This window comes from Streptomyces aquilus (assembly GCF_003955715.1).
GTDB classification, from domain to species: Bacteria; Actinomycetota; Actinomycetes; order Streptomycetales; family Streptomycetaceae; genus Streptomyces; species Streptomyces aquilus.
Genome location: NZ_CP034463.1, coordinates 699,773 through 720,809, shown reverse-complemented (window position 1 = coordinate 720,809; position 21,037 = coordinate 699,773). Strand labels below are relative to the sequence as shown.

Annotated in this window: 16 protein-coding genes; 11 read left to right on the top strand and 5 right to left on the bottom strand. The window is 71.7% G+C overall.

The genetic code is table 11. The features are described 5' to 3' along the window. Window positions 1-113: 113 nt before the first annotated feature. Together EJC51_RS03455 and EJC51_RS03450 are read right to left on the bottom strand one after the other, a co-directional pair. Window positions 114-980, bottom strand: a complete 867-nt coding sequence (locus EJC51_RS03455; protein WP_126269622.1) for a GNAT family N-acetyltransferase — start codon at window positions 978-980, stop codon at window positions 114-116. A 79-nt stretch (window positions 981-1,059) separates the two neighbouring features. Continuing rightward, the gene (locus tag EJC51_RS03450) at window positions 1,060-2,358 is read right to left on the bottom strand and encodes a ThuA domain-containing protein (protein ID WP_126269621.1); all 1,299 of its coding nucleotides are present in this window, start codon (window positions 2,356-2,358) and stop codon (window positions 1,060-1,062) included. Between the two features lie 368 nt (window positions 2,359-2,726). Here EJC51_RS03450 and EJC51_RS03445 point away from each other — a divergent pair, with 368 nt between their 5' ends. The 3 genes from EJC51_RS03445 (at window position 2,727) to EJC51_RS03435 (ending at window position 6,376) form a co-directional block, all read left to right on the top strand. After that, window positions 2,727-4,433: a PHP domain-containing protein gene (locus tag EJC51_RS03445; RefSeq protein ID WP_126269620.1), complete on the top strand. Its 1,707-nt coding sequence runs from the start codon at window positions 2,727-2,729 to the stop codon at window positions 4,431-4,433. After that, window positions 4,430-4,942 (top strand): hypothetical protein, encoded by a 513-nt coding sequence (locus EJC51_RS03440; protein WP_126269619.1) that lies wholly within the window; start codon window positions 4,430-4,432, stop codon window positions 4,940-4,942. Before EJC51_RS03445 ends, EJC51_RS03440 begins: the two co-directional genes overlap by 4 nt. A 147-nt stretch (window positions 4,943-5,089) precedes the next feature. After that, window positions 5,090-6,376 carry a glycoside hydrolase family 27 protein gene (locus EJC51_RS03435; RefSeq protein WP_244362452.1) on the top strand — a complete coding sequence of 429 codons (1,287 nt, stop codon included), beginning with the start codon at window positions 5,090-5,092 and terminating at the stop codon, window positions 6,374-6,376. Window positions 6,377-6,400: 24 nt separating this feature from the next. Here the strand turns inward: EJC51_RS03435 and EJC51_RS03430 are convergent, their stop codons facing one another. Continuing rightward, window positions 6,401-7,057 carry a hypothetical protein gene (locus tag EJC51_RS03430; protein WP_126269618.1) on the bottom strand — a complete coding sequence of 219 codons (657 nt, stop codon included), beginning with the start codon at window positions 7,055-7,057 and terminating at the stop codon, window positions 6,401-6,403. Between the two features lie 218 nt (window positions 7,058-7,275). Between EJC51_RS03430 and EJC51_RS03425 the strand changes: the two genes are divergently transcribed. The 4 genes from EJC51_RS03425 (at window position 7,276) to EJC51_RS03410 (ending at window position 12,690) form a co-directional block, all read left to right on the top strand. After that, on the top strand, window positions 7,276-7,704 hold the full coding sequence (locus EJC51_RS03425) for a hypothetical protein (protein ID WP_126269617.1): 429 nt from the start codon (window positions 7,276-7,278) through the stop codon (window positions 7,702-7,704). Window positions 7,705-8,005: 301 nt separating this feature from the next. Further along, complete coding sequence (locus EJC51_RS03420) at window positions 8,006-8,740, top strand: D-Ala-D-Ala carboxypeptidase family metallohydrolase (RefSeq protein WP_126269616.1); 735 nt, start codon at window positions 8,006-8,008, stop codon at window positions 8,738-8,740. A gap of 249 nt (window positions 8,741-8,989) precedes the next feature. Continuing rightward, window positions 8,990-9,844 (top strand): class II glutamine amidotransferase, encoded by an 855-nt coding sequence (locus tag EJC51_RS03415; RefSeq protein ID WP_126269615.1) that lies wholly within the window; start codon window positions 8,990-8,992, stop codon window positions 9,842-9,844. Between the two features lie 197 nt (window positions 9,845-10,041). Then, window positions 10,042-12,690 (top strand): winged helix-turn-helix domain-containing protein, encoded by a 2,649-nt coding sequence (locus EJC51_RS03410; protein WP_126276788.1) that lies wholly within the window; start codon window positions 10,042-10,044, stop codon window positions 12,688-12,690. Between the two features lie 43 nt (window positions 12,691-12,733). Here the strand turns inward: EJC51_RS03410 and EJC51_RS03405 are convergent, their stop codons facing one another. Beyond that, on the bottom strand, window positions 12,734-14,803 hold the full coding sequence (locus EJC51_RS03405; protein ID WP_126269614.1) for a SpoIIE family protein phosphatase: 2,070 nt from the start codon (window positions 14,801-14,803) through the stop codon (window positions 12,734-12,736). Between the two features lie 217 nt (window positions 14,804-15,020). Between EJC51_RS03405 and EJC51_RS03400 the strand changes: the two genes are divergently transcribed. The 4 genes from EJC51_RS03400 (at window position 15,021) to EJC51_RS03385 (ending at window position 19,347) form a co-directional block, all read left to right on the top strand. After that, window positions 15,021-16,841 carry a glycoside hydrolase family 15 protein gene (locus EJC51_RS03400; RefSeq protein ID WP_126269613.1) on the top strand — a complete coding sequence of 607 codons (1,821 nt, stop codon included), beginning with the start codon at window positions 15,021-15,023 and terminating at the stop codon, window positions 16,839-16,841. Between the two features lie 19 nt (window positions 16,842-16,860). Then, entirely contained in the window at window positions 16,861-18,498 is a 1,638-nt protein-coding gene (locus EJC51_RS03395; protein ID WP_399583141.1) for an MFS transporter, read from the top strand. Window positions 18,499-18,516: 18 nt separating this feature from the next. After that, window positions 18,517-19,023, top strand: a complete 507-nt coding sequence (locus EJC51_RS03390; RefSeq protein ID WP_126269611.1) for a hypothetical protein — start codon at window positions 18,517-18,519, stop codon at window positions 19,021-19,023. Window positions 19,024-19,149: 126 nt separating this feature from the next. After that, window positions 19,150-19,347, top strand: a complete 198-nt coding sequence (locus EJC51_RS03385; RefSeq protein ID WP_059193549.1) for a hypothetical protein — start codon at window positions 19,150-19,152, stop codon at window positions 19,345-19,347. Between the two features lie 27 nt (window positions 19,348-19,374). Here EJC51_RS03385 and EJC51_RS03380 read toward each other — a convergent pair whose 3' ends face one another. After that, on the bottom strand, window positions 19,375-20,784 hold the full coding sequence (locus EJC51_RS03380) for a DUF2252 domain-containing protein (protein WP_126269610.1): 1,410 nt from the start codon (window positions 20,782-20,784) through the stop codon (window positions 19,375-19,377). Window positions 20,785-21,037 lie beyond the last annotated feature (253 nt).

Here is a 21,037-nt window from a genome sequence, read left to right as displayed (position 1 = left end):
GCGGCATCGGAACCGGCGTAGGCAGCAGGGCGCTTGATCGTGGGCGCGGGGGTGCTGGCTGCAGATCGACCTCGCCCCCCTGACGCTCGGACACCGCGTCACGGAACCCTTCCTCAGACCTTGCGGATCCGGTCGGCGATCTCAGGCATGGCCGTGAATCCGGCCGCCTTGTACGTGGCGACGCCGCCGACGTTGGCGCTCGGCGTGCACACGCGCACACTCGACGAGCCCATCTCCCGCAGTGCGGCTGCCCCGGCAAGGGTGATCGCCCGGCCGTAGCCGCGGCCGCGGTGGTCCGCGTGGACGCCCATCGGCTCGACCAGTCCCGGCCTTCCGGGACCGGCCGACCAGACCGTCACCACCGCCGCAGGGTTGCCGTGGTCGTCGTGCGCGCCCAGACAGCGGGCCTCGGAGAAGAACGGTGCCGCGGACATCCCGTGACGGTAGTCGCGCGTGGGCCTCGTGGTGTTGAACGCGGACCGCAGGACGTCCGCGAAGTCCTGCGCCTGTTCCAGGCCGATCTCCTTGATCGGCACACCGGGGTCCTCCACCGCCTCGGCGAGGTCGCGGAAGAGCGGTGTCCACGGCTCGTCGACACCCCAGCCCTCCTCGGCCAGCAGGTCGTGGAGCAGCAGGCCCCGCGGCGCTTCGACGGACACGGCTCCTTCCGGCAGCACGCCGCGCTCAGGCAGCGAGAGGTCGTTGACGAGTTGCCGCGCCAGGTCCTCGTCCTGGAAGACGTCGGGAGCGACCGTCATCCGCACCAACGTCGGCGAATCCAGCATCCCGACCGCGAGGATCCGTCCGTCCCGGCTCCAGGTGCGGATCGCCGCGGCCGTCTCAGCTGTTCCGAACCGGTAGTTCCAGCCGATGTCGCCGGGATGCAGCTGCATCGGCGCTTCGTCGTACTGCCACTCCCGCAACGCCGCCATGGCTTCGCGGACTCGGCCGGCCGTCGGCGTGCTCAGCACCATCGTCATGGCCGAGGATCACACACAACGTCTCGGCGGCATGCAACCGATTAACGGGTCAGCCGCTTCGGTGTCGCCGAGCCGGGGCTCAGGACTGCACGGCGAGTTGGAAGGCCTGCGCGGCCGAACCGTCGCAGGTTCGCTGGGTGAGCTGGACACTGTTCGTCGCCGCCGCGGCGGCCGTCAGGCACTTGCCGCTGTGCCGGGCGACGAAGTGATAGAGCCCGCTCGTCTCGCGCACCGGCTGCCACTGCTGATTCGTGCCGCCGGAGTAGGCCCACAGCTGCAACGGCGCGTTGTCCGCCGTCGAGCGGTCGGTCACGTCGATCACCTGTGCGGGGTCGTTGCGGGCGGTGATCCGCAGGTATCCGCTGTCGGTGCTCCGGAACTGGTAGTGCTGCGCCGTCGTGCCGTTGCAGGCGTACTGCTGGATCGCCGTGCCGTTGGCGGTGGCGGCCGAACGGGCGTCCACGCACGTGCCGTTGCCGGCGTTGCGCAGGGTGTGCCAGGCGGTCTCGGAGATCTGGTCGCCGGTCGGTGGGGTCGTGGTGCCGTTCCCGCCCAGCCACTTGAGCCCGTCCAGCAGGAACCGGTTCTGGGTCGCGCTCGCGAAGGTCGACGACAGGCGTGTGTTGGTCGTGTAGTTCATCGCGTTGTGGCCGAAGTTGGCGTACAGCATCCGGTACTTCGTGTTGGTCCACAGGATCGGGTAATAGCCGCTGTACCAGGACTGGTTGGGGTCGGTGCCGACCGGGAAGCTGCTGGGGTCGATCGACGCGAGGATCTTGATGTCCGGGTTCTGCCGCAGATCCCTGGACCAGCTGTACCACTCGCTGACCGATGAGGTGAAGGTGGCCGGCAGGTTGGCGGTGGCAGGGTTCGTGTGGTCCTCCACCTTCAGGGTCACCGCGGTCGGGCCCCAGGTGTTGGACGCGAAGTTGCCCGAGCCGAGGAAGGTGTTGTGGTACCAGGACCAGCTCGCCGCGTCGGTCGTGAACGCCGAGACGTGGAAGCCCATGAAGCCGCCTCCGCCTCTCATGTACGCCTCGAAACCGGCGCGTTGGGCTGACGTCTGCGGCAGATCATCGAGGAACAGCACGACTTGGTAGGCGTTGACCCCGCCGTTGGCCAGCAGGTCCCAGTTGGTGCTGGCCGTGTACGTGAAGCCGTTGGCAGCCGCCTGCTGCGGGAACCAGACGTTCGCCTCCTTGTCGAAGTCGATGTGCGCCGCGTCGTAGGTGCCGCTGTACAGGGCGAGGACCTTGAACGGGGTCGCGGTGGTGCTCGCCCGCGCGACGGGCGGTGCGGTCGCGAGGCCCAGCAGCGTGGCGAGCAGGAGCAGGACGCGCAGGAGTGTGCGGGTGGAGGCGGATCTGACGGTGCTCATCGTCTGGTCGGTCCTTTCCAAGTGGGCCGCGGAGCGCGTGCGTCAGCCGGTGAGGGATCAACGCGGGGTTCACATATGTGTTGAGGGGTTGCATGCATGGGAAGTCCGCTGGCTGGTGAACCTAAAGGTCTATACCAAGGCCGTCAAGAGGTGCGGCAGCACAAGTCCCGTGTGCTGTTGTGGAGTTGAAGACTTGGAGGCGGGTCGCTGGTCTTGCCGGGGCAGGTGTGGCGATCTGCCGCGTGTGGGGTGCCCGGCGGTCACCTGCCGCTCGGTCCTCGTTCATCTATCACCTTGATCCTCCACACACGCGGCGCGGTCGCGCGGCGGAAGGCAGCCGCGGAAGGCAGCGGCAACCAGGAGGCGTCATGGGACACGGGCATCACCACCACCGTCACGATCACGACCACGGTCACGGCCACCCGCACGAGGCGGCTGCCGTCCTGCCCGCGGCCTTCGACACCTCCGTGCCCGACGAGGCCCTCACCCCCGAGCAGCAGTCCCGCCGCACCTTGCTGCGCCGGGCCGGGCTGCTCGGTGCGGGACTTGCCGCCGGCAACGTCCTGGCCACGACCACGCCGGCCGCCGCCGCCCCCGCCTCCGGTGGCCGACGGTCCAAGGGCTTCCTGTGGCTGGCCGGCGACCACCACATCCACACCCAGTACAGCAGCGACGGCAAGTACCGCGTCGTCGACCAGGTCCGCCAGGGCGCCCGGCACGGCCTGGACTGGATGGTCATCACCGACCACGGCAGCGCCACGCACGCCAAGATCGGCGTCGACAAGGTGAACCCGGACATCAGACAGGCCCGCGCCGCCTACGAGGACACCCTCGTCTTCCAGGGCCTGGAGTGGAACATCCCGGCCGCCGAACACGGCACCGTTTTCGTGCACCCCGGCAAGAACGAGGTCGCCGTCCTCAAGCAGTTCGAGACCGACTACGACGGCAGCGTCAACAGCGCGAGCGACTCCACGCCCGCCAACGAGGCGCTGGCCGTCGCGGGCCTGAACTTCCTGGCCGAGCAGGTGCGGCGGCGCAAGGTGAAGGACGCGCTGATGCTCGCCAACCACCCGGCGCGGCGCGGTGTCGACTCCCCGCACGAGATCCGCGGCTGGCGGGACGCCACCGGCTCGGGCCGCCAGATAGCCGTCGGCTTCGAGGGCGCCCCCGGCCACCAGGCCGCCGGACTGCCCGCGCCCCTGGGCATGGCCCGCGCCCGCGGCATCTACGACAACAGCCCCAGCGCCAACTCCTTCGCCGGCTACCCCCTGGAGAGCTACCGCACCTGGGGCGGCTTCGACTGGATGACCGCCACCGTCGGCGGACTGTGGGACAGCCTCCTCGCCGAGGGCAAGCCGTGGTGGATCACCGCCAACAGCGACAGCCACCAGGTCTACGCCGACACCGCGGTGCGCGGACCCGGCGGGGACTTCAACGCCAACGGCCGCTACGAGGACCCGGTCTACGGCGGCAAGATCGACATCACTCAGGGCGACTACTGGCCCGGCCAGTACAGCCGTACCCACGTGGGCGCCGACGGCTTCTCCTACGCCGCGGTCATGGACGGCATCCGCGCGGGCCGGGTCTGGGTCGACCACGGACAGCTCCTCGACGGCCTGGACGCCAGGGTCGCGGGCGGCGGCCGGTGGGCCACGCTGGGCGGCGCCCTGCACGTGAAGAAGGGCACGAACGTCACGCTCACGGTCGACGCGGCGCTCGCGGGCGGCCCCAACTGGGCCGGCTACCTGCCCAGACTGGCGCGTGTCGACGTCATCCAGGGCGATGTCACCGGGCCGGTCGCGGACAAGGACACGTTCACCGCGCCCACGGCGAAGGTCGTCCGCTCCTACGAGGTGGACAAGTCCTCCGGTGCCGTCCGGCTGACCTACCGGCTCGGCCGGGTCGACCGGCCGCTGTACGTCCGGCTGCGCGGCAGCGACGGCAACCGGAGCGCCGTCGGGGCGATGGGCGCGGCCGTCGACCCGGCGGGCCCGGCCGTCGACGTCGTGGGCGACGCCGACCCGTGGCTCGACCTGTGGTTCTACTCCAACCCGATCTGGGTCCTGCCGTCGTGACGCGGTTCGCACTGACGCTGGACCCCGGCGTCCGGGAGCTGCGTGCGGGCGATCACCTGCTCCAGGAGCTGGCCACCGAACTCGCCCTCCCCGAGGGCGTGTTCGGCTGCACGCACCTGGTGCGGGGAGACCGCCCGCGCGTCGCTCTCTCCCTGGCCGTGCCGTCCGAGCCGCTCCTGAGCACCGTCCGGGAGCGGCTCGCCGTGCGGGGCCACGAGGTGCGCGACGGTCTGCCCGACCCGGTGGGGCGTGCGGTCCTCTACCCGGGGGCTGCCGCCGTCACCGGCACCCTGACGATCGCGGACCTGCTCACACGCTCAGCGATCGACCGCGTGACGGTACTGGGCACCTCCGGCCCGCCCGCTCCCGGCACGGTGCTGGTGACGCGTGATCACGTTCGCCCGCAGTGGCAGGGCGGCGAACTCGTCCTGGCAACGCTGCCGGCGGCTGGGGGAGTGCTGGTCCCGTTCGAGGTACCGGAGCCGACCCCGTGCTGCGCGGACCACTGACACACCCCACCGGCCCGATGCGGAGCCGCCGGGTGCCGGACCACCGTCCGGCCACGCGAAATGCGCCTGGTGCGATCATGCGTGACGTAGGGATTCGCAGCGACATCCGCCCCCCGTTCCGCACACCCGTACAGGAAACGATCGCCGATGACCCGATCCGCCCGCCCGATCCCCGCACGACACCTGCGTCCGCCGATGGGCTGGAACAGCTGGGACTGCTACGGCACGACCGTCACCGAGGAGGAGGTCCTCGCCAACGCGCGCTTCATGCATGAGCACTTGCTCGCCCACGGCTGGGACACCGTCGTCGTCGACATCCAGTGGTACGAGCCCACGGCCCGCGCCCACGGCTACAACCCGGACGCCCCGCTGGTCCTCGACGACCACGGGCGCCAACTGCCCGCCCCGAACAGGTTTCCCTCGGCGGCGGGCGGCGCGGGGTTCGCGCCGCTGGCCGACCGCGTGCACGAGCTCGGCCTGCGGTTCGGCCTGCACATCATGCGCGGCATCCCGCGCCGCGCCGTCACCGCCCGACTGCCCGTGGCGGGCACCGACTTCACCGCCGACGAGATCGCCGACACCGACTCGGTCTGCCCCTGGAACTCCGACAACTACGGCCTGAACCACGACCACCCGGGCGCCCAGGCCTACTACGACTCCCAGGTCGCCCAGTTCGCCGAGTGGGGCGTCGACTTCATCAAGGCCGACGACATGCTCTTCCCCTACCACGAGCGGGAGATCAGCGCCTACGCCCGGGCGATGGCCCGCAGCGGCCGGCCCATCGAACTGAGCCTCTCCCCGGGCACCGACGTCTCCCTCGCGCACCTCGACCACCTGCGGGAGAACGCCACCATGTGGCGCGTGTGCGACGACCTGTGGGACCGGTGGGAGGACGTCGCGGCGCAGTTCTCCCGCATGGCCCGGTGGGCGCCCTGGCAGGGCGAAGGCGGCTGGGCGGACGCCGACATGCTGCCCCTCGGCCACATCGGCATCCGCGCCGAGCGGGGCGAGGACCGCATGTCCCGGCTCACCCGTGCCGAGCAGATCAGTCTGCTGACCCTGTGGTTCATCTCCCGCTCCCCGCTGATGGCGGGCGGCGATCTGCCCACCAGCCCACGCGAGACGATCGACCTCCTCACCAACGACGAGGCACTCGAGGTGCTGTGGCACAGCAGGGACAACCGCGAGGTGCTCCGGGAGCGGGACCTGGTGCTGTGGACCGCCGCGGACACCGACGGGCGTACCCGCTACGCCGCGGTCTTCTCGCTCGCCGACAGCCCGCAGCGGATCGACGTGCCGCTGGGTTCCGTCGGCGCCCGGCCCGACGACCGGGTGCGGGAGCTGTGGACCCACACCGAGCTGCCACATGACGGCCGCGTCCTCCACGTCGACCTGCCCGCGCATGGCGCCGCCCTGTACCGGCTGACCCGTTGAGGCGTCATCCCGGCCGCGTCCGCGTCAGGGGGTGAAGACCTGCTCGAGGCTGTCGATGGCTCCGTCCGCACCGACGTGGTACTGGAAGACCAGACCGCTGTCGGGGTGTGCTTCCAGCCAGTCCAGGAACTCCTGGACGCCGATGTGCTGGTTCTCGGTGCTGGTCACGATGGGGTTGGTGACGGTGATGTACGCGGCCTGGTCCAGCGGCAGATAGGTTTCCTTGCCGACGGTCTCGAACGGGGCGCCGTCGGAATCGGGCGTGCCGCAGCCCCAGTTGCCGTGCCGGAAGATCAGGCTCAGCGAGCCGCCTTCGGGTGTGTAGCGGTAGACGGCGATCTCGTCCGGCGAGATGGGCATCTTGTGGTCGCAGCCGTCGTCCGCGCCGCCGGTGGCGGCAGCGTTCGGCGTGCTCGCGGTCGACGAGGTGGGGGACGCCGGGGGAGGGGTCGCCTTGGAGGCGGGCGGCGTCGAGACCTTACCGGCGGGCACGGCTGTGGCGGGTGCGGTCGCCTTGGCGCCGTTGCCGGCCTTGGCCGGCGAGGCAGTGGCGGCCGCTGTCGCGGCGGCCCCGTCCGGCGAGTTGGAGGAGCAGGCGGTGAGCGCCAGGACGCCGGCCGCGCATGCGCTCAGGGCGAGCGTCCGGAGCGCGTTCTGTCTGCGGCGATGCGTGACCTTCATGATGTCCCCCGAGGGTGGTTGCCGCGGCCGCCTGTGTGACCGCGTGAGCTGGAGAGACCATATTCAGCCACGCCGTGGCGTATTCGATCACCCCGGCACCGTCTGTTGCGAATCGGTGACCAGCACCGCGCAATGTCACTGGACACGGCTGCCACCGCCCGGCCCGGCAGCGACGACCGAGCGTGTTTGTCATCGCCGTGTGCGGCAACGCGCAATACATGAGCCAATCGAACAGCGACACGAATCGAGATTCCAAGGCCGGGCAGAGCGCTTCCGCCAAGACCCGGCGCGCCACGGCGAAGGCGACCGCTCCCGCGTCGAAGGCGGCGGACAAGGCGACCGAGACGGTCGGTGACGCGTCGTCAGCGGCCGTGGACGCGACGGAGCGTGCGGCCGGGACGGCCACCGCGGTCGTGAACAGCGCGGCTGAGCGCGTCCAGGCCGGCCGCCGGGCTGTCATCGACGCCTCGGGGCAGGCGGCGGCGCTGGCCAAGACCACGTGGACGGTGATCGCCCACCGCAAGGCCCTCGTCGCCGGTGTGGGTGCGGGCCTGTCGGCGCTGGGCGCCACGTCGTACCTGGCGGGCCGTCGTGCGGGGCGCCGCACACACGGTCCCATCACCCGCCTGACCGGCGGGCGGATTTGAGGCGAGAGGCGAGCGGTGGGGTCGACCGCCGGGTCGGTCCCACCGCGAGCCTTGCGCTTCCACGCCGAGCGCGCCAAGTCCCGGGTGGGCACCGGCCCGTAGCGTGAACCCGGCCGTTCGGTCATCCGACCTGTCCGTCCGACCGTGAATACACCCCCCACCAAGGTCTGGACAAATGACGGAAGTTCGCGCCCGTTGACGCGCGTAGCCGACCGGCCTCACGCTGAGCGGTGGATGGTCACACTGTGGCAGTCGATCCGTTTGTCGGTGCTGTTTCGGGACGTGCGGTCGGGAGGCCGGAATGTTCGTACGGGTGGCACGCTTGATCGCCTCGCTTGTCATGATCGCGTCAGGCGTGGTGGTGGGGGTGGGCTTCGGAGCGGGTACCGCCGCGGCCGACGACTGCTACACGTGGAACCGCACCCTGTCCCAGGGGGCGTCCGGCAGTGATGTGACACAGCTGCAGATACGGGTCGCCGGATGGGTCACCTCCGGCGAGCGGCTGTCCTACGACGGCCAGTACGGGGCGCGAACCGCGGCGGCGGTCGCCAAGTTCCAGTCGGCGTACGGTCTGACGGCCGACGGCGTGGCGGGCCCCGCGACCTATGCCAAGCTCTACTCCCTCCAGGACGCGGACTGCACGCCGGTCCACTTCAGCTACGCGGAACTCAACAAGTGCAATGGCGACTGGTCGGGCGGCGCGGTCTCCGCGGCCACGGCGAAGGCCAACGCGCTGAAGACCATGTGGAAACTGGAGGCGATGCGCCACGCGCTGGGTGACGTGCCGATCACGATATCGAGCGGCTTTCGTTCCTACGCCTGCAACAGTGCGGTCGGCGGATCGTCCACGAGCCGCCACCTGTACGGCGACGCGGCCGACCTGACCGGTTCGGTGAGCCTGTGCCGGCTCGCCCAGCAGGCCCGTACGCACGGCTTCTCGGAGATTCTCGGCCCGGGCTACCCGGACCACGATGACCACACGCATGTGGCGCTCGACCCCTCGCCCTACTGGTCCGCTCCGACCTGTGGCATCTGACCGGGCATCGCGTTCGACTCACGAGGCGTCCGATCCGTGGCCGCGCGTCCGCGCCGTCCGGGCTCGACGTGCCCCGCGGGCCGGGGCACGAGATACTGGTGGTTACTCGCAAGGACGACGCTCCCACTTCGCCGCCTCCGAGTCCGTCCCCGCCGCGGTACGGCGGAACGCCATCGCCCATGCGCGCAGAGGCATCGAATGTCGCCGCCGGTCCCGACGCTGTCGATCCTCGGAGCGGAGGGATCCAAGATGTGTCGCTGGATCGCCTACTCGGGCACCCCGGTCCTGCTCAGCCAGGTCCTGTTCGAGCCGTCGCACTCGTTGATCGACCAGAGCCTCCACTCCCGTATGGGGGTGGAGACGACCAACGGCGACGGCTTCGGTATCGGCTGGTACGCCGACGAGTCCGTGGCCACTCCCGCTGTCGTGCGGGACGTGGGCCCGGCCTGGAACAACCGGAATCTGCGCGAGGTCGCCCACCACGTTCGCTCGGGTCTCTTCTTCGCCCACATCAGGGCGGCGACCGGGACGGCCGTGCAGCAGTCCAACTGCCACCCCTTCCGCCACGGCCGCTGGCTGTGGATGCACAACGGCATGATCAACGACTTCCGGCTCCTGCGCCGAGACCTGGCTGTGGCGGTCGATCCGGCGCTGTACCCCGACATCGAGGGGTCCACCGACTCCGAACTCATGTTCTTCCTGGCCCTCACCTTCGGTCTGACGGACGATCCGCCCGGTGCCGTGGCGCGCATGGCGGCCTTCGTCGAGAGGACGGGGCACTCGCACGGCGTGCAACACCCCTTGCAGATGACCGTCGCGGTGGCCGACGGCGAGCGTGTCTGGGCGTTCCGCCACTCCAGCGAAGGCCGCTCGCGGTCGCTGTTCTACAGCACCAGGGTGGAGACCCTGCGCGCACTCCACCCGGACGCCGCGTTCCTGCAGGAGGTCTCCGACGACACCCGCCTGGTCGTGTCCGAGCCGCTGGGTGACCTGCCCGGCGCCTGGAACGAGGTACCGGAGAACAGTTACGGCGTCGTCCAGCCGGGCCAGGACGCGTTCCATGCGTTCCGGCCCGACCTGGAACAGGACGTGATCCGCGGCTGAGCGGCGTGCACAAGGCCTGGTGAACGGCCTGTGACGCCGTGCGCCGAGCGCCGTGCCGGCAGGGCTGGGATGCTGGTGGGGGAGCGCCGCCCGTGATCTGGTCCCGACGGACAGGGGTGAGGGTGGTGAATGGTGTGGCCGACACTTCCAGCGGCGATACGGAGCCCACGGCTCCGCCCGTTCCAGGCACCGATCCCCTGGGGCACCCGTCCGTTCCAGGCACCGATCCCCTGGGCGACCCGTTCCTGCGCACCAGGTTCGCCGTCCCCGCGAGGCCGGCCACCTTCGTGCGGCGGCAGCGGCTCGTCGACCATCTCGACCAGGCGCTGCGCACGCCGCTGACCCTCCTCAACGGCTCGGCAGGGGCCGGCAAGACCCTGCTGGCCGCCGACTGGGCGGCCGGTCTGCGGCATCCGGTCGCCTGGCTGAGCGTCGAAGAGGGGGACCGGCATCCAGAGGTGTTCTGGGCCTACGTCGTTCAGGCCCTGCATGCCGCCGGCGCCCTGGCAGCCGGCCCGGCCGGATTCCCGGCGGACCCGCCCCGGGTGGACGGCAGGCTGCTGACCACGCTCGCCGCCGAACTGAACGATCGTGACCGGCCCGTGGTCCTCGTGCTCGACGAGTACGACCGCGTCAGCGCACCTGAGATCGCCGAGCAGCTGGAGTTCGTCCTGCACCACACCGGACGGGGGCTGCACCTCGTCCTCGTGACCCGCACCGAACCGCTGCTGCCGCTGCACCGCTACCGGGCGGCCGGTGAGCTGACGGAGATCCGTGCCGCCGAGCTGGCCTTCACCCCGGAGGAAGCCGTCACCCTGCTGGAACTGCACGGTCTGAGCCTTCCGGTGACGGCCGCGCGCGCCCTGGTGGACCGCACCCGGGGGTGGGCCGTAGGCCTGCGCCTGTCCGCGCTGGCCGCCCGGGAGAACGCCGATCCCGAGCTGTACCTGAAGGAGTTCGAGGCGGAGCGGGGCACGATCGCGGACTTCCTGCTGGCCGAGGTCCTCAAGGGGCAGACGGAGGAGACTCAGGACCTGCTGATGCGGGTGAGCGTCCTGGAGCGGTTCTGTCCCGAGCTGGCCAACGCGCTGACCGGACGGACCGATGCCGAGCCCCTTCTCCTCGGACTGCACCGCGCGAACGCCTTCGTCGAGCACCTCGGCCGCTCCTGGTACCGGCTCCACCCGCTGTTCGGGGAGATCCTCCGGGCGCATCTGCGCATGCGCCTGCCCGGGCTGGAGCCGGAACTCCACCGGCGGGCCGCACAGTGGCTGCGCAGTTCCGGATTCCTGCCGGAGACGGTCGCGCACGGCGCCGCGGCGGGCGACTGGGACGCCGCTGCGGGCGCCCTCGTCGACGACCTCGCGATCGGCCGGCTCCTCACGCGAGCGCCGACGGACGACCTTGCCCAGCTGTTCTCCACCATGACGCCCGGGGCCGGGAGCCCCGACACGGAACTGGTGCGGGCGGCTCGCGAGCTGGCCCGTTACGACCTCGACCACGGTCTGGCAAGCCTGCGCCACGCCGAGGAACAGCTGGCCGGCCAGGCGCCCGACCGGGCGGCCGCCCAGCTGAGCTGCGCACTGCTGGAGACGCTCGCCGCCCGCCTGACCGGATGCCTCCCCCAGGCCGAGAGGGCCGTCGAAGCCGCCGACGCACTGGGCCGGGAGGTCCCGCAGCACCTTCTGGACAGGCATCCCGAACTGCCCGCACTGCTGCTGACCCATCTGGGCTCGGTGCGGCTGTGGGCCGGACGTTTCGAGGAGGCACGTGCCGCCCTGTCCGCGGTGGCCGGTGCTCCCGAGGGTGCCGCCACCGCGATGCCCCGGGAGGAGTCGAGGTCTCACCTGGCCCTGCTGGACTATCTGAACGGCTGGCCCGGCCGGGCGGAGCGCAAGGCCCTGGCGGCGGTGTCCGAGGCCGAGCAGGACGGGCTGCCCCAGTCGGCCGGCTCCGGCATCGGGAGGCTGGTCCTGGCGGCCGTGGCCGTCGACCGCAACGAACTGGACCGGGCCCAGGCCCTGCTCGACGAGACGGCCGAACTGCCGGCGGGCACGCGCGATCCGGTGCCGAGGGCGGGACGTGCCCTCGCCACAGCTCGTCTCCTGCTGGTCAGGGGCCGGGCACGAGCTGCCGTCGAGGCGTCGGACGCGGCCGTTTCCGGTGCGGTGTCCTCGCCGTGGGCGGAAAGCCACGAAGCGGTCGTCACCTCCGCCGCGCACCTGGCCGAAGGACGGCCGGACGAGGCCGCCGAGGCGCTCCGGAGCGTCGGCGCGGACCAGCCGGCCTGTGCCGTGGAGGCCGCGGCCATCCAGCTCGCCGCAGGGCGCCCCGCGGAGGCCATCGATCTGCTCGACAGCATCCACACCCAGGGCGGGACGGGCCCGGCGGTGACCGTGCGGGCGGCGCTGGTGAGGGCACAGGCCGCCGCGGAGGCGGGAGACTCCGCCACCGCTCACCGGCTCGTGGCGCGGGCGCTGCTGGACGCCCGCCGCGAGCGGCTGCGGCGTCCGTTCCTCGACGCCGGAGCCTGGATCCGGCCCCTGTTGGCCACGGCCGCGCTGCACGAGCTGGCGGCCGGCTGGCTGACGCCGGGGCCGCCGGCCGGCGGCGAGCGGGCGCGACCGGAGTCGTCGCTCCCCCCGCTCGTCGCGGTGGAACTGAGCGGACGCGAGCGGGACGTGCTGGAGCGGCTGGCGAGGATGATGTCGACGGAGGAGATCGCGGCCGACCTCTATCTGTCGGTGAACACGGTGAAGACGCACCTCAAGAGCGTCTACCGGAAGCTCGCGGTGAACCGGCGGAGTGACGCGGTGCGCCGCGCCCGGGACCTCCGGCTGCTGTGATCTCCCTGTCGGCGGTCCCGCCGGCAGAGTGAGCTGCCGCCGTTCAGTCGGCGGGCGGCAGCGTCTGCTCGGTCCAGATCGTCTTGCCCGACGCCGTGTACCGCGTGCCCCACGCCTGGGCGAGCTGGGCGGTGATGAACAGGCCGCGTCCGCCCTCCTCCACGACACCGGCGTGCCGCAGGCGGGGAGAGGCCGAGCCGGCGTCCCGGACCTCGCACGTCAACGTCCGGTCGTGGATCAGGCGGAGCTCGATGGGAGGAGTGCCGTAGCGGACGGCGTTGGTGACGAGTTCGCTGACGATGAGCTGGGTGTCGTCCGCCGTCTCGCCCTTCAGGCCCCAGGCGGCGAGCTGCTCGCGGGTACGGCGTCGGGCGACGGCGACGGCCGAGGGGCTCGCGTCGAGCCGCCACGCGGCACGCCGGTCGGCGGGAAAGGCCCGGGTGCGCGCGACGATCACCGCCGCGGCGCCGATCCCCGGGCCCGCGCCGAGGGCGTACACCAGGGCGTCGCACAGGTCCTGCAGCGGGCGGTCCCGGAAGTGGGGCGCCGAAGTCAGCGGCCCGGAGACGTCCGACAGGTACGAGGTGAGCAGCGGGTCGCTGGTGAACACCAGCACGCTGCCCTCCGGCACTTCGATCTCGGTGGCCGCGAAGGGGGCGTCCGGCGCCGTGCCCAGGCGCGGTCCCGCCGGTGTCCGGGGAAGCAGCACGGTGGCATCGGGGCGCACGACCAGCGGGACGAGAGCGCCGGCCGCGGCCAGCGTGCAGGTGGTGGACAGGGGGTCGTGAACCGCGTACACGCAGTCGGCGGTGAGGGCCTCGCGGCGCAGCGGATCGCCGACGGGGAGGCTCGCGCGTTCGGCGGCCAGCTGACCGGCGGTCGCGTGGAGACGGGCCATGAGCTCGTCGGGAGGCAGGTCGAACGCCGTCAGCGAACGCACGGCGGTGCGCAGCTGCCCCATGGTCGCCGCGGCGTTCAGGGCGCGGCCCGACACGTTGCCGACGACGAGGGCGGTGCGTGCGCTGGAGAGGGCGATCGTGTCGTACCAGGCACCGGGGTCGGCGCCCGTGAGGGTGAGATAGGCGGCCTCCAGCGAGGTGTGGGTCTCCGGGCGGCGGGGCAGCAACTGCCGCTGCACCGTGGCCGCGACGGTGTGCTCCCGCGTGTAGCGGCGCGCGTTGTCGATGCACAGGGCGGTGTGGGCGGCCAGTTCCATGGCCAGCTCCTGGTCGCCCGCGTCGAAGGCGGGCGACTGCCCTGTGCGGTAGAGGCTGACCACGCCGAGCGCGGCGTCGCGCAGCGCCAGGGGGACCACGAGCAGGGAGTGGGCCTTCGAGGAGCGGATCGCCTCCGCCCGCGCGGGATCGACGGAGTACCAGGGGGCGGTGCCGTCCAGCGCGACCGTCCGCGGGTGCAGGTCGGCCAGAGCCTGGGTGAAAGGCGTGGGAGCCGGCAGGGTGCACACGTCACCGACCGGGTGGGCCTGGGGCGAGGGCGTGCGGGTGCCGCGGAACGCGGTGCGCATCAGGGGGGTGCCCGGCGGCAGGGGAGCCAGGGGCGGGTCGTCGCCACGGATCACCGCGTCCACCACCTCCACGATGGCCACATCGGCGAAATCGGGGACCAACGAGGCCACGAGCTCCTCGCCGGTGACGGTGGGATCCAGCGTGCGGCCCACACGCACGCGCACGGTGTCGAGCACCCGGGCTCGGTCGCGGCTCCGCTCGCTGTCGGTGACGTCGACCACGGCGAGCGCCACACCCAGCACCCTCTGGTGCGGGTTCCGCAGCCGCAGCGCCGTCACCTCGTAGTGGTGCCGCACCCCGTCGAGGCGGGCCGGCACACGATGCCGTACCAGAGGCACGCCCGTGTCCAGGACCTCGCGGAGAAGGGCCTCGACATCGGTGTCGACCATGGCGTACACCTCGCGGGCCGGGCGCCCCGCCAGCTCGTCCTCGGGCACGCCCCGCATCGCGGGAGTCGCCGTGTTGACGCGTACGACCCGCAGGTCGGCGTCCAGCAGATGCAGCCCGATCGGTGCCTGGTCGAACAACGCGTCCAGCATCGAGACCGCCGTCTCGTCCACCGGTCGGCCGGCAGCACCGTCCGCCATGGAGATCACCTACCGCTTCCCTCGCGCACCGGGACGTCCTCCCAGCGTCCTCTGCGCCCGGGACCGCTGCATCCTCGGGCGGCGGGGGCCGGTTGCCGGCGGCCCGGCGGAGACTCACCCGCGACGGGGGAAGCCGGCCCGGGCCGGTCGTGGCCAAGGTGGTGGAGGCCGGGCGCGCCACGACGACCGGGACATGCCGCCGGAAGGAGCCCCGCAGATGCGCCGCTACCCCCCGATCGCCGATCACGGGATGGTCGGAGACCTCCAGACGGCCGCGCTCGTCTCCTCCGAGGGCACGGTCGACTGGCTGTGCGCCCCGCGATTCGACTCGCCCAGCGTGTTCGCCTCGCTGCTCGACCACGACCGCGGCGGACACTTCAGCGTCCGCGCCGACACCCCGCGGCCCCCGGTCCAGCTGTACCTGCAGGACACCGCCGTGCTCGTGACCCGTTTCCTCGCGGAGGACGGGGTGGGCGAGGTCGTCGACTTCATGCCGGTGGAGTCGACAAGCCGACCGGAAGGCCGGCACCGGCTGGTCCGCGTCCTGCGGGTCACGCGCGGCCGGGTCCGCTTCGCCCTCGAGTGCCGCCCCCGCTTCGACTACGGCCGCGCCGGCCACCGGCTGGACCTCACCGAGGAAGCCGCGCGATTCGACGCGCCCGGCGCCCAGGCCACGGTGCAGAGCGTCGGACCGGTGACCTGGCGCGGGGACGGCGACGACCTCCGTGGCGAGGCGACCCTGGGGCCGGACGACTTCGCCGCCGTCGTCCTGACGGTCGGGGACCCGGACGACGCCGCTCCGCCACCGCTGAGCCGGGCCGACGTGGTGACGCTGTACGAGCAGACCCGTGACTTCTGGCATGCGTGGGTCCGCCGCAGCCGGTACCGGGGACGCTGGCAGGACATGGTGAACCGGGCGGCCATCACCCTCAAGCTGCTCACCTACGCGCCCACCGGAGCGCCTGTCGCGGCTCCCACCATGGGGCTGCCGGAGCAGATCGGCGGCGGGCGCAACTGGGACTACCGCTACACCTGGGTCCGGGACGGCTCGATGTCGGTCGGTGCCCTGCTGGGGCTCGGCTACCTGGAGGAGGCGCACGCCTTCCGTGACTGGCTGGGCGAGCGGATCAGGGCAGGAGGCACGGTCAGCGGTGAGCCCCTGCAGATCATGTACCGGATCGACGGCGACCCGGACCTGCCGGAAGAGGTCCTCGACCACTGGGAGGGCTACCGCGGGTCCGCGCCGGTCCGCGTGGGCAACGGCGCGGCGGGCCAGCTACAGCTCGACATCTACGGAGAGGCGGTCCTCGCCCTGTCCCAGGCCGTCGAGGACGCCGCCTCGGCGCCGCCGTACGACGGCTGGCAGTCCCTGGCCGGGGTGCTGGACTGGCTGGTCAAGGCGTGGGACCGGCCCGACGAAGGCATCTGGGAGACCCGGGGCGGGCAGAAGGACTTCACCTACAGCCGGCTGATGTGCTGGGCGGCCTTCGACCGGGGCATCCGGATGGCCCGCGACTTCGCCCGCCCCGCCGACCTCACCGGGTGGATCACGGCACGGGACGACATCCTGCGCCAGGTGATGGAGCGCGGCTGGAGCACCGACCGCCGGGCGTTCGTCCAGCACTACGACGCCACCACGCTCGACGCGTCCCTGCTGCTGATGCCCTCCGTCGGATTCATCGCACCGAACGACCCGCGTTGGCTGTCCACCCTGGACGCGATGGAAGAGGAACTGGTCTCCGACAGCCTCGTCTACCGCTACGACCCCGCGGCGTCCCCGGACGGACTGCGGGGCAGCGAAGGCACGTTCTCGCTGTGCAGCTTCCTGTACGTGAACGCGCTTGCCCGGGCGGGGCGGCTCGGGCAGGCCCGTTACGCCTTCGACAAGATGCTCACGTACGCCAGTCACGGAGGGCTGTTCGCGGAGGAGGTCGGCCCCACGGGAGAACAACTGGGCAACTTCCCGCAGGCCTTCACCCACCTCGCGCTGATCACGGCCGCCCTCTCGCTCGACGAGCAGATGGACGCGGCCCGCTGAGCGGGACGGACCCGGTGAGGTGGCGAGCGTGAAGCACTGGCGGGCTCTGATCGTCCTCGGAACGGCCCAGTTCCTGATGGTCCTGGACACCTCCGTCATGAACGTGTCCGTCAGCCAGCTGGTCGAGGACTTCGACACGGAGGTGACCGCCATCCAGGCGGTCATCACCCTGTATGCCCTGGTCATGGCCGCATTCATGATCATCGGGGGCAGGTTCGGGGACATCCTGGGCCGGCGCCGCATGTTCCTCCTGGGCCTGGTCGTCTACGCCGTGGGCTCGGCACTGACCGCGGTGGCGCCCACGCTGTGGGTCCTCACCCTGGGCTGGTCCGTCATCGAGGGCCTCGGGGCGGCCATGGTGCTGCCGGCCATGGCCGCCCTCGTGGCGGAGTCGTACCGCGGCAAGGACCGGGCGGTCGCCTACGCGGTCATCGGCGGCCTCGCCGGTGCCGGAATCGCGGTCGGCCCCTTGCTGGGCGGCTGGGTGACGACGTATCTGACCTGGCGGCTGGTCTTCGCCGGCGAGGTCGTGATCGTCGTGGCGATCCTGCTGTGCCGGCGGGTGATCCCGACGCCCGCCCAGGCCGGCCCGCGTCCCCGCCTGGACTGGGTCGGCGCGGTGCTCTCCGCGGCCGGGCTGGGGCTGTGCGTGCTCGGGGTGCTGCAAAGCAGCACCTGGGGGTGGGTGCAGCCCCGCAACGCTCCCTTCACCGTCCTCGGTTTCGCCCCCACGCTCTTCGTCGTCGCGGCCGGGGCGGCCGTCCTCGCCGTCTTCCGGCACTGGGAGCAGCGACGCGACGCCACCGGCGCCGACCCCCTCGTCCACCTGTCGCTGCTGGGCAGGCCGGTGCTGCGGTCCGGGCTGCTGACGCTGCTCAGCCAGAACCTCATCCTGCTGGGGCTGTTCTTCACCATCCCGCTGTACTTGCAGGTGGTTCAGGGGTTCGACGCCTTCGAGACGGGGCTGCGGCTGCTTCCGGTGTCCGTGACCATGTTCGTGACCTCCCTGTCGGGGTCGTCGCTGGGCCGGATCCTGGGGCCGCGCCGGGTGGTCCGGCTGGCCCTGCTGATCCTGACGGGTTCCATCGTGTGGCTGCTGGCCACCATCGAGCCGGCCATCGACGACGCCCAGTTCGCCGGCGCCATGGCCCTGCTGGGCGTGGGTGTCGGCCTGCTCGCCTCGCAGCTGGGCAACGTCGTCCAGTCCAGCGTCAGCGAGGAGGAACGCAGTGAGGCCGGAGGGCTGCAGTTCACGGCGCAGAACCTGGGCTCCGCGCTGGGCACCGCACTCATCGGGTCCATCCTGATCGGTGCACTGGCGCACGCTTTCACGGCACAGGTGGAAACCCATCCTCAGCTGTCCGAGGCGACGCGTGAACAGGTCGGCGTCTCCCTCGAAGCCGGGATCAGCTTCGTCCCCACCGACCAGGTGCACGCGGCCGCCGAGCGCGCCGGGCTGCCGGCCTCCGAGGTGGAAGCCGTCACGGACTCCTACGCCGACGCGCAACTGGACGGACTGAAGGCGGCCATCCTGGCCACGGGCGGCATCGCCCTCGCCAGTTTCCTGGTCACTCACCACCTGCCGGCCGCACGGGAGAGCCGGACGCGGCGGCCGGACGCCGATGCCCCGGCCGAAGCCACCGGTTCGACGCACTGAGTCCGGAGGGAGTCACCGGTGTCGAGACTCAGGACCGGCACGGCCAAGGCCCGGCAATCGCGGGAGGACTACACCGGCGGCGTCTACGGATCCATGCTCGCGGCCTCCGTGGTGATCGGCGCCGGTTCCCTGGGCTCCTTCCCCCGCACCGAGCTGGTGCTGCTGCTGTTGCTCACCGGCGTGGTGTTCTGGATCGCGCACGTGCACGCCCAGCTGTTCGGGGCCCGTCTCGCGCGACAGCCTCTGGAACGGCGGGTCGTGGCGCACGTGTGCCGGGAGGAGTGGCCGATCGTCAAGGCCGCCGTCCCGCCGGCCGTGGCGGTGGCCGTCAGCCCGCTCCTGGGCATGGACGTGCGCGGTGCCGGATGGCTGGCCCTGTGCGTCGCCGTGGCGGGCCAGGTGGGCTGGTCCCTGGCCGCGGCACGACACGCCGGCGCCTCGCCGCGCCTCATGGCGGCCACCGCGTCGGTCAACCTGGTGCTCGGCCTGCTGATCATCACCTTCAAGATCGTCCTGACCCACTGATCGACCATCTCCGACCTGCGTGACACGGTCACCTGTACCGGGTGAGGCCCGAACCGACACGAGGGCGAGACGATCGCAGCCAAGGGCACGTCCACCCGTCCCTCGCACTCCGTGGGAGAACAGCTCGTGCGCTACGAGATCCGCGTCGAAGGACACCTGTCGGAAACGCTGGCCAAGGCCTTTCCGGAGCTCGGCCACGTGGTGATGGCCGGCCAGACCGTCCTGTTCGGCCCCGTCGTGGACGAGGCGCACCTGTACGGCCTGTTGGCGAGGTGCCAGTCACTGGGACTGCGGGTCCTGGAGATGCGCCAGCTGCCCGAGTGAGGGGACGAGGTGAGCGGCGCGGTCCGCTCAGCGCTGCTCCGCCCTGATCCGGCCGGAGCGGCGGGCGGCCTCCAGCGCCGCGAAGTCCCGTTCGTTCTGGTCGGCGTAGGACTGGGCGAACTCGGTGAGCGCACGGTCGAAGCGGTCGCTCGTCCCGAGGTAGGCGGCGAGGGCGATGGGGTCGCCGGAGCGGGCGTGCGCCCGCGCCAGGGACGCCCCGCACAGCCGTCCGAAGAGGTCGAGCAGGTCCGGCCCCATGGTCTCCGTCTGGGCGATGCCCTTCCAGTCCCACAGCTGGCGTACGTAGAAGTCCCGGTCCTGCCCGTCGAGGCCCACGACACTCGTCCAGCCCAGGAAGATGTCACTGGTCGTCTGCATCAGCCGCTGTCCGGTCACCACCCGGCGCCCCTGGTTGTCGTACCGGTCGCCGCCCGTGGGGGCGGACAGCACCGACTCCCCGGCCTCCTTGGCCTGCAGCAGCAGTGGATCGTCGTCGTCCCTGCCGAGCAGCAGCAGAATCCAGCAGCGCGTGCCGACACTGCCGACGCCCACCACCTTGCGGGCCATGTCCACCAGACGGTAGCGGCGCAACAGATGGCGGCGTTCGGACGGAAGGGTCTGCGCGTACTGGTCGACGAGGCCGCGCAGCTGCTTCTCACGCCCTTCCTCGGAGGGGTCGTCCAGCAGCTGGTCGAGCGGGGTGATCAGCGGAGGGTCGGGGGTGATACGACGACCCTGATCGGTCATCTCGGTGAGCTTGGCGTAGGCCTTCAGGTGGGTGCGGGTGCGGGCCCGCTCGGTGGCGCGGGCGGTACGGCGGGCCTCTTCCTCGTCCATCGCCGAGGCCATCAGCTCCCGTAGCCGGTCGGCGGCGTCCTGCGCGTACCAGATGTCCAGGGTGCGCATCCCGGCGAACTCGTGCATCCGCTCCCGGTAGGCCCGCACGCAGGCCCGCACGGTGCTGTTCTGCTGCTTGCGCGAGAAGCCGTTCGCCCGGGCCGCCGTCACGAAACCGGCCGCCAGCCGTTTGACGTCCCACTCGAACGGCCCGGGCAGCGTCTCGTCGAAGTCGTTGATGTCGAAGACCAGACGGCGCTCGGGCGAGGCGAGCAGCCGGAAGTTCAGAGGGTGGGCGTCCCCGCACAACTGCACCTGCAGCCCGGTGTCGGGCAGGGGCGCCAGGTCGGCCGCCATGATCGCGGCAGCGCCGCGGTAGAAACGGAACGGCGACTCCAGCATGCGGCCGTAGCGGATCGGCACCAACTCCGGTACGCGCTCCGCCGACTGACGCTCCACCACCTCGACGGGGTCGAGCCGCTGCGGTGCGGGCTCGTACCAGCCGTGCGACGAACGCGGCGCCCGCCGCCGTGCCTCCCTGCCGTGGGCGGCTCGCTCGGCCGGGGGCAGCGACGCGGTGAAAACGCTCGGCACGGTCATGGTCCCGCCTCCTTGTCCGGTGTCCCGGCGCCGGCCGCTGCCGCTGGACGAGCACGCCACGGTCGGCGTGACGGTGCTGTCGAGGAGCGGTCCGACGGCGGTGCTGCGGGGGTCGGAGCGGGATGACCGCCGACCGCTTCCGGGGGCCGTGTCACGGGCCCGGGCCGGGCGCGGTCCGTCCGGGCTGTGCTCGGATCGCTCATGTCGTCTCGTTCCGTCCGGCCGGGCGCCGGATCAGCCGGGCGCCGGGGGC

Excerpts from the sequence above, each read along its gene's own strand:
- EJC51_RS03435 (WP_244362452.1), top strand. The coding sequence starts at position 5,090 with ATGACCCGATCCGCCCGCCCGATCCCCGCACGACACCTGCGTCCGCCG.
- EJC51_RS03415 (WP_126269615.1), top strand. The coding sequence starts at position 8,990 with ATGTGTCGCTGGATCGCCTACTCGGGCACCCCGGTCCTGCTCAGCCAG.
- EJC51_RS03445 (WP_126269620.1), top strand. The coding sequence starts at position 2,727 with ATGGGACACGGGCATCACCACCACCGTCACGATCACGACCACGGTCAC.
- EJC51_RS03425 (WP_126269617.1), top strand. The coding sequence starts at position 7,276 with ATGAGCCAATCGAACAGCGACACGAATCGAGATTCCAAGGCCGGGCAG.
- EJC51_RS03420 (WP_126269616.1), top strand. The coding sequence starts at position 8,006 with ATGTTCGTACGGGTGGCACGCTTGATCGCCTCGCTTGTCATGATCGCG.
- EJC51_RS03450 (WP_126269621.1), bottom strand. The coding sequence starts at position 2,358 with ATGAGCACCGTCAGATCCGCCTCCACCCGCACACTCCTGCGCGTCCTG.
- EJC51_RS03405 (WP_126269614.1), bottom strand. The coding sequence starts at position 14,803 with ATGGCGGACGGTGCTGCCGGCCGACCGGTGGACGAGACGGCGGTCTCG.
- EJC51_RS03400 (WP_126269613.1), top strand. The coding sequence starts at position 15,021 with ATGCGCCGCTACCCCCCGATCGCCGATCACGGGATGGTCGGAGACCTC.
- EJC51_RS03455 (WP_126269622.1), bottom strand. The coding sequence starts at position 980 with ATGACGATGGTGCTGAGCACGCCGACGGCCGGCCGAGTCCGCGAAGCC.
- EJC51_RS03430 (WP_126269618.1), bottom strand. The coding sequence starts at position 7,057 with ATGAAGGTCACGCATCGCCGCAGACAGAACGCGCTCCGGACGCTCGCC.
- EJC51_RS03380 (WP_126269610.1), bottom strand. The coding sequence starts at position 20,784 with ATGACCGTGCCGAGCGTTTTCACCGCGTCGCTGCCCCCGGCCGAGCGA.